Origin of the sequence: uncultured Abyssibacter sp. (assembly GCF_964000955.1) — a bacterium.
GTDB lineage: Bacteria > Pseudomonadota > Gammaproteobacteria > Nevskiales > OUC007 > Abyssibacter.
This window is the reverse complement of the sequence record NZ_CAXFCL010000233.1, coordinates 1-7633: the sequence shown is the minus strand read 5'-3', so window position 1 is coordinate 7633 and position 7633 is coordinate 1. Positions and strand designations below refer to the sequence as shown.

The following is a 7633-nucleotide window of genomic DNA, read 5'->3' as shown; positions in this document are numbered from 1 at the left end:
TCGATGCTCCCCTCGTCCATCGACTCCTGACTGACCGGATGATGCGGCGCCTTCTTCCATTCCTCGCGCGCCGGCTGGATGCGCTGGTTGAACTTGCGCAGCTCGCGCACGCGGTCCTCGGTCGCGTTCGCGGCACTCTTGGGCAGCAGCCCCGTCAGGACCAATGCCTCGCGACTGATGTGCTCAAGCCGATCCAGGTGATCGCTGACCGACCCCAGGGCCTGCGTGGTGATGTCCTCGAACTGCAGGGAGCGCACGGCCTTCTGCACGGCGACCTCGATCTGCTCGCGGCAGTCGGAAACCCGGTGGATGCCGCTGGAGAGCTTGGCATCGATGGATTCGACCTGCGTCACCAGCTGATCGGCTTGCGACTTCGCCTTGCTGCTTGCCTCCATATCGCGGGTCGCCATGTTCTGCACGGTCTTGCGCACCGCCGACATCGCGTCACGGGCGTTATGCGCCAGGCCTCGGATCTGCTCGTTGAAGGTGGTCGAACGCTCGGACAGCGAGCGCACTTCCTCGGCGACCACCGCGAATCCGCGACCGGCATCCCCGGCACGAGCTGCCTCGATGGCGGCGTTCAACGCCAGCAGGTTGGTCTGGTCGGCGATCGACTTCACGTCTTCGAGCAACTCGAAGATCGCGTCGAGCTGCTTGCTCATTTGATCAATCTGGCCCAGCGTCGACGCGCTGCGCTCGCTTTCCTCGTGCAGCAGCGTCACCAGTTCCTCGACCAGCGAACCGGCCCGCACGGCGAAGTCCCGAACGTTCACCCCGGTGTCGTCGGACGTCTGCGCAAGCAGGCTGCCCACCGCGTCCTGCTGCGTGCGCGAGGTCTGACTGATCGCGCTGAAGCTGCTGCCCAGTTCCTCCACGGCTTCCTTGACCAGCCCGTTCACGCGAAGAATCTCGCCGCGCACTTCCACCATCTCGTTCTTGGCCGACACGCCCAGTTCGTCCAGCAGCGTCTTGTTCTGCTCCATGGTCTTCTCATGCGTTTCCACGGAATGCACGCGCTGCCAGATCGACCAGCCCGTCCACGCCAGCGCGCCCAGCAAACCGGCGGTCGTGGACCACAGCAGAATCGCTGGAGCGCCGGATAGCGCGGTGATCACATGGGCGACCGTCAAACCGGCCAGGGCGAACAGGATTTTGAAATCGGGGGTGGACATTCGAGCTCTCCGAGACTCCGTGAACTTTGACGTTAACGGCAGGAAATCGACCAGCTTTAGGGGCGCTGCCCTGATCAGGCGACGATCTCCTGGCGGGATGCATCCAGCGCCGCCTGGGCGATGGATTCGATGGGCACGATGCGATCCACGGCCCCGAGACGGACCGCCGCGCCGGGCATGCCCCAGACCACGCTGGTCGCCTCGTCCTGGGCCAGCGTGCGAGCGCCGGCCTGGTGCAGTTCCAGCATCGCCGAAGCGCCGTCGGCGCCCATGCCGGTCAGCATCACACCGACGGCGTTGCGGCCGCAGGCTTCCGTCACCGAGCGGAACAGCACGTCGACGCTGGGACGGTGACCGTTCACCGGTTCGTCGTCCCCCAGCCGGCAGATCAGTCGGGCGCCGCTGCGGACCACGCGAAGATGCTGGTTGCCCGGTGCGAGGTAGGCATGGCCGGGGGTGATCTGCTGCCCGTCCCGGGCCTGGCAGACTCGCATCGCCGAGGCGCCGTCGAGCCGCCTGGCCAGCGACTCACTGAATGCAACCGGAATGTGCTGGGCCATGACCACCGCGGGCGCATCGGGCGGCATGCGTTCCAGCACGCTGCGCAAGGCCTCGGTCCCGCCGGTCGACGAACCGATGCAGATCAACTGGTCGGTGGTCCGGTAGGCGCGGGCGACGGTGACCTCCCGCGTCCGCTGCCCGGTCGTCCGCTGCCGCGGCCGGGCCAGCGACGCCTCGCGCACCTTGTCGCAAAGCGTATCGGCATAGGCGCGCAGCCCGTCGGCGACGCCGACATCCGGCTTGGTCACGAAATCGATCGCACCCAGCTCCAGCGCCCGCAGCGTGATGTCCGCGCCACGCTCGGTCAGCGACGACACCATCACCACCGGCATCGGCCGCAGCCGCATCAGATTCTCCAGAAACGTCAGGCCGTCCATGCGCGGCATCTCGACATCCAGCGTCAGCACGTCCGGATTCAGCGACTTGATCTTCTCCCGCGCATCGAAGGGATCGCGGGCGACGCCGACGACCTCGATGTCGGGCGCATCGTCCAGCAGCTCGGTCAGCACCTGGCGCACCAGGGCCGAGTCGTCGATGACCAGCACACGCAGCGTCATCGGGAACTCCCCGATGCGGACGGCCGACGACAGGTTCCCGCCAATGATTGATCAGGACTTGCCATGTTGTTCTCCTCGCACAGCGTCCCGCCGCCTCCTGGCCGGAACGCCGTGGCACGATCTGATGTGAGCGCGCGCTAGAAAAGCTCGACGCTGCCGGCGTCGGGCACGCAGGCCTTGAGGCGCTGAAAATGCAGGTTCTCGTCGTTGACGATGCGTGGCGCCTCGATCACCGGCAGCCGCTTGACGAAGGCTCGCCCGCAGCCAGCAAAGAAATGCACCCTGCGCGGCCATGGCCCGGCAAGATCGGAGGCAACTACAGGAATCCGCTCAGTTTTCAGGTAGTTGCCGACGAACGAGATGTTGCTCTCACCGACATCGGACTGCGTCATCGACCGAACCACCGCGGCCCCGCCAAACAGTTTGGCCCGCAGGCGCGCGCGTTCGGCGCCCAGGCTCAGCAACCGATTGATCAGCTGTTCCATCGCATGTACGCCATAACGGCCCGAGCCCGTCTGTACACCGCCGTCACCGGGCAGCATGAAGTGATTCATGCCGCCGACACCCGCCTGCTCGTCCCACAGGCAGGCCGCGACGCAGGAGCCGAGAATCGTCACCAACATGGTGTTGTCCGCTTCACCGGCGAACTCGCCCGGCAGCAGCTTGATCGCATCGACGTTGAAACGACGGTCGAAGTAGCGAAGCGGCTGACCATCGACCACAGTGACCCAGTCATTCGCGGCGGCCGGTTCGGCGCTCATGCCGCCACCTCCGCGGACTGACTGCGGTAGACGGTGTGCCCCTGTGAGACAAAGCCCTCGGTACCGCGCACCTGGCTTTCCGAATGGCCGACGAACAGCCACCCTCCGGGATTCAGGCAGCCATGGAACTGCCGTAACAACCGGGCCTGCGTGGGCTTGTCGAAATAGATCATCACGTTGCGGCAGAAGACGATGTCCAGGTCGCGGAACCGGTTCCAGTTCGGCGACAACAGATTGAAGGTCTCGAACTTCACCAGACGGGTCAGTGTCGGCCGCACCTTCACCTTGCCGGCCTGCGGTCCGGAGCCACGGAGGAAGAATCTCCGCTTGCGCGCCACGGTCAGGTCCTCGATGCGTTCGGCTGCATAGATGCCTCCGCGACACTGGCTCAGCACGTCGGTGTTGATGTCGGTGGCGATGATCTCCACCGGCGGCGTCCAGGAATCGAAGTGCTCGACCACGGTCATCGCGATGGAATACGGCTCCTCGCCGGTGGAGGCCGCGCTGCACCAGATGCGGATGCGCCGGCCACCGTAGCCAGCCAGCACCCGACCCAGCACGTCGAAGTGGTGCGCCTCGCGGAAGAACGACGTCAGGTTGGTCGTCAGCGCGTTGATGAAGGCCTGACGTTCGCCATCCGTGTCCGCCTCCACGCGTTGCAGATAGTCGTCGAAGTCATGACAGCGCAGCGCCCGCAGGCGACGCACCAGCCGGCTGTAGACCATGTCGTGCTTGGTTTCCGCCAGGCTGATACCCGCGTACACGCTGATGCGCCGGCGGATGTCATTGAACTGCGCGCGCGACAGCGCATGCTCCTTGGTGGCCTCACTCATCGGCGGTTCCGCCCGGCAGTGTCGGCACCGCGCCCACCAGGCCGGCGCCGATGTTGGCAATCGGCCGGCCGATCCACACCCAGAGCAGGTGCAGACCAGCCATCGTCAGTGTCCGCCGGTCCGTCCCGCCAGACAGGCGGCCGGAACGCGGTCGGGTGAGAGTCATCAACGGCATGACAACGCCCTCCTCGCCCGACCCGGACTAGAACTCGGACCAGTGTTCGTCCGGCGCCGCGATCTCGGGAGCGGCCAGCTTGGGCGCCACCGGCCGCGGCCGCGACTGCTGCGCCGGCTGGTTTGCCGCATGCGATGTCGAGTCGACCCGAGCGATGCGCTCCTGGCCGCCGCGGATCGCCGGGGCGGTAGCGGAGCCTCCGGCCTCGAAGCGGAAGTGCATGATCGCCTGAAGCAGTCGATCGGCCTGATCGGTCATGGACTTTGCGGCCGCCGCTGATTCCTCGACCAGCGCCGCGTTCTGCTGCGTGCCCTGATCCATGTGCGTGATCGCGTCGTTGACCTGCTCGATGCCGGAACGCTGCTCGCGCGAGGCGGCGGTGATCTCGCCCATGATGTCGGCCACCCGCTTAACCGACGTGACGATCTCGGCCATGGTCTCGCCGGCCTGGTCGACCATTTCGCTGCCCTTCTCGATGTTCTCGACCGAGTCGGAGATCAGCTTCTTGATTTCCTTGGCGGCGCCGGAGGAGCGTTGCGCCAGCGAGCGAACCTCGCCAGCCACCACCGCGAACCCTCGACCCTGCTCACCGGCTCGCGCGGCTTCCACCGCAGCATTGAGCGCAAGAATGTTGGTCTGGAACGCGATGCCCTCGATCACGCTGATGATTTCGTTGATCTCGCGTGAACTGTTGGTGATGGCGCCCATGCGGTCGACCACCTGCTTGACGACCTGGCCGCCGCGATCGGCGGTATCCCGCGCGCCCACGGCCAGCTGGTTGGCCTGCTCGGCGTTCTCGGTGTTCTGACGCACCGCGGAGGTCAGTTCCTCCATGGAGGATGCGGTTTCCTCCAGGCTCGCCGCGGTCTGTTCGGTTCGCGCGGACAGGTCGCTGGACCCGGCCGCCACATCCCTGGAGGCGCTGTTGATCTCCTCGGAAGACTCACGAATCTGCAACAGCAGCGTCGAGAGTTGTTCCACCGTGGCATTGACCGACGACTTCAGCTCGGCCCAGCTGCCCTGGTAGTCCGCCTCGATGGGCTGAGTGAAGTCGCCGTCGGCGAGGTAACCCAGCGACTTGTTGACCTGCTCAAACCCGGATTCGAAGCCGGTCATCAGGCTGTTGAAGCCGGAAGACAGGCGGTGGAAGAAGCCCTCCTTGTCGTCCAGGCTGATGCGCTTGGTGAAGTCGCCCTGATTCGCCGCCTCGATGGAGCGGCCAATCTCGTTCTCGATCGCGACTTCGGCGGTGCGGTCCAGCCACTCCACGACCGTGCCGGCGCGCTCGCCGTCGTCATCGAAGATGGGCGTCACGGTCAACGACATGGTGCGGCCACCCAGCGTCAGCTCGGCGCGGTGCACATCGGTGAGCGTCTCCAGCAATCGTTTCTGGTGTTCCGGGTTCTTGTGGAACACGTCGATGCTGCGACCACGCAGCCCTTCGACGCGAAACTCGGGCAACTGCTGGCGAATGTCGGACTCGGCATCGGTGAGCATCTCTCCGATCGAGTCGTTCATGTAGATGATGGTGCGGTCGTTGTCCGCGATCATCACGTTGGTCGTGACGCTGTCCAGCGCGTTGCGAATGCGCAGGTTCTCGCGGGCGATTTCGCGTTCGCGGGCCTCGCGGACGGCAATCTCATCCTTCATCGCCAGTTCCTGCGTGCGATCCTTCCACTCAACCACCGTGCCCAGACGTTCACCGTTGGCATCGATGACGGGGCTGGCGATCAGACCGAAGGTGCGACCGCCCAGCTTGATGTCGGTGCGGTAGGTCTCCTTGAGCCGCTCGATCATGCCGCGCTGGTGATCGGGATTCTTGTGGAAGGCATCGATGCTCTGGCCCTGCAGACCGCTGACGCGGAACGACGGCAGCTCCTTCTGGATGTCGGACTCGGCGGCGTTGAGCATCTCCTGCACCGACTCGTTCATGTAGATGATGCGACGCTCGTTGTCGGCGATCATCACGTTGGTCGTGACGTTGTCCAGCGCGTTGCGAATGCGCAGGTTGTCATTGGCGACCTGACGCTCCCGTTGCTGGTTCTCCTCCATCGTCTCCAGCATCGCGTTGACGCCGGCGCAAAGCTCGGCGACCAGTCCGTCGGCGGCTTCGACGACGATCCGCTTGGACACGTCGCCGGAGTTCGCCACCTCCGCCGCCTGCCTCACCGCGGCCTGCAACGCCGCGTTGGCCCGCACCTTCCGGGTGACGTCGGTGGCGTACTTGACCACCTTGTACGGCTTGCCGTGGGTGTCGAAAATCGGGTTGTACGAGGCCTCGATCCAGATCTCGCGCCCGCCCTTGCCGAGCCGGCGATACTCGCCGGCATCGAACTCGCCGCGGTTGAGCTTGGCCCAGAATTCACGGTACGTGTCGGACTGGGCGTCCTCCGGATCGACGAACATCCGGTGATGCTGTCCACGGATTTCGTCCAGCGAGTAGCCGACCGCGTCCAGGAAGTTCTCGTTGGCGTCGAGAATCGTGCCGTCGAGATTGAACTGGATGACGGCCTGCGACTTGTTGATGGCGGCGACCTGCCCGAGCAGATCGGCCTCGCGCGCCTTCGCGGCGCTGCCATCGGAAAACCAGCTGCGAATGTTGAATACGCTCATGATCGATAGCTCCCAGTCGTTCAATGCGCCGACTGCGACGCGTCAGTTGTTGAAGTCAGCGCCATGTCCTCGCTGGCCATGAGCCGCTCGATGTCCACGAGGATCAGCAGACGTTCGTCCACCGAGCCCAGGCCGCTGATGTAGCGGGTGTCCATCGATCCGCCGAACTCCGGCGGTGGCAATGTCTGCGCGTCGGAGAGGCGCAGCACGTCGGAGACGCTGTCGACGACCATGCCGACCTTGCGGTGCTCCAGCTGCAGAATGATCATCACCGTGTAGGCGTCGTAGACCGCCTCGCCCAGGTGAAAGCGCAGGCGCATGTCCACGACCGGCATGATCGTGCCGCGCAGGTTGATCACACCCTTCACGAATTCGGGCGCGTCCGGAATCTTGGTGACGGCGTCGTAGCCTCGGATTTCCTGCACCTTGAGGATGTCGACGCCGTATTCCTCGTCGCCGAGCCGGAACGTGAGGTACTCACGTGTGGGTTCGGCGGCATCCAGTGCCTGGGGGGGTGATCCGCTGTCCGGATCACCGGTAGCGAGGTGATTCATCGGATGCTCTCCATGATCGGGTGAATGGGCAGGCGCCTGTCGGTCATGCCGCCTGATCCTGGTCGTGATCGTGAACGCCGCTCAGTTCCGCGGCGTCCAGAATCAGCGAGACCCGGCCATCACCAAGAATGGTCGCGCCGGACACGCCGAATACATGCCGGTAGTGCTCTTCGAGGTTCTTGATCACCACCTGCTGGTGGCCCAGCAGCGAGTCCACCTGCAGGGCGACGCGACGGCCGTCCGCCTCGGTGACCACCAGCACGCTGTCGGTCAACGCGCTCTGCGCGCCGGGCACCGAAAACAGCGTGTGCAGCGGCACGATGGGGATGTACTGATCACGCACGCGCACCACCTGCGAACTGCCGGCAATGGACTTGATGCTGGCCGCCTCGGGTCGCAGCGACTCG

At 65.1% G+C, this 7633-nt stretch carries 7 protein-coding genes; all 7 read right to left on the bottom strand.

Going from position 1 to position 7633, the window contains the following annotated elements; translation table 11 throughout:
• On the bottom strand, positions 1–1172 hold a 1172-nt coding region (locus tag ABNS06_RS11315; protein ID WP_348674704.1), incomplete at its 3' end, for a methyl-accepting chemotaxis protein.
• A 74-nt stretch (positions 1173–1246) separates the two neighbouring features.
• Positions 1247–2290 (bottom strand): chemotaxis response regulator protein-glutamate methylesterase, encoded by a 1044-nt coding sequence (locus ABNS06_RS11310; RefSeq protein ID WP_348674703.1) that lies wholly within the window; start codon positions 2288–2290, stop codon positions 1247–1249.
• 137 nt (positions 2291–2427) lie between these two features.
• Entirely contained in the window at positions 2428–3051 is a 624-nt protein-coding gene (gene cheD, locus ABNS06_RS11305; protein ID WP_348674702.1) for a chemoreceptor glutamine deamidase CheD, read from the bottom strand.
• Complete coding sequence (locus ABNS06_RS11300; RefSeq protein WP_348674701.1) at positions 3048–3884, bottom strand: CheR family methyltransferase; 837 nt, start codon at positions 3882–3884, stop codon at positions 3048–3050. Before ABNS06_RS11300 ends, cheD begins: the two co-directional genes overlap by 4 nt.
• Positions 3885–4086: 202 nt before the next feature.
• Positions 4087–6672, bottom strand: coding sequence for a methyl-accepting chemotaxis protein (locus ABNS06_RS11295; protein WP_348674700.1), 2586 nt, complete (start codon positions 6670–6672; stop codon positions 4087–4089).
• A gap of 20 nt (positions 6673–6692) precedes the next feature.
• A complete protein-coding gene (locus tag ABNS06_RS11290) occupies positions 6693–7226 on the bottom strand; it encodes a chemotaxis protein CheW (RefSeq protein ID WP_348674699.1) in 534 nt (177 codons plus the stop codon).
• A 43-nt stretch (positions 7227–7269) separates the two neighbouring features.
• The coding region (locus tag ABNS06_RS11285) for a chemotaxis protein CheW (RefSeq protein ID WP_348674698.1) at positions 7270–7633 on the bottom strand (364 nt) is incomplete at its 5' end.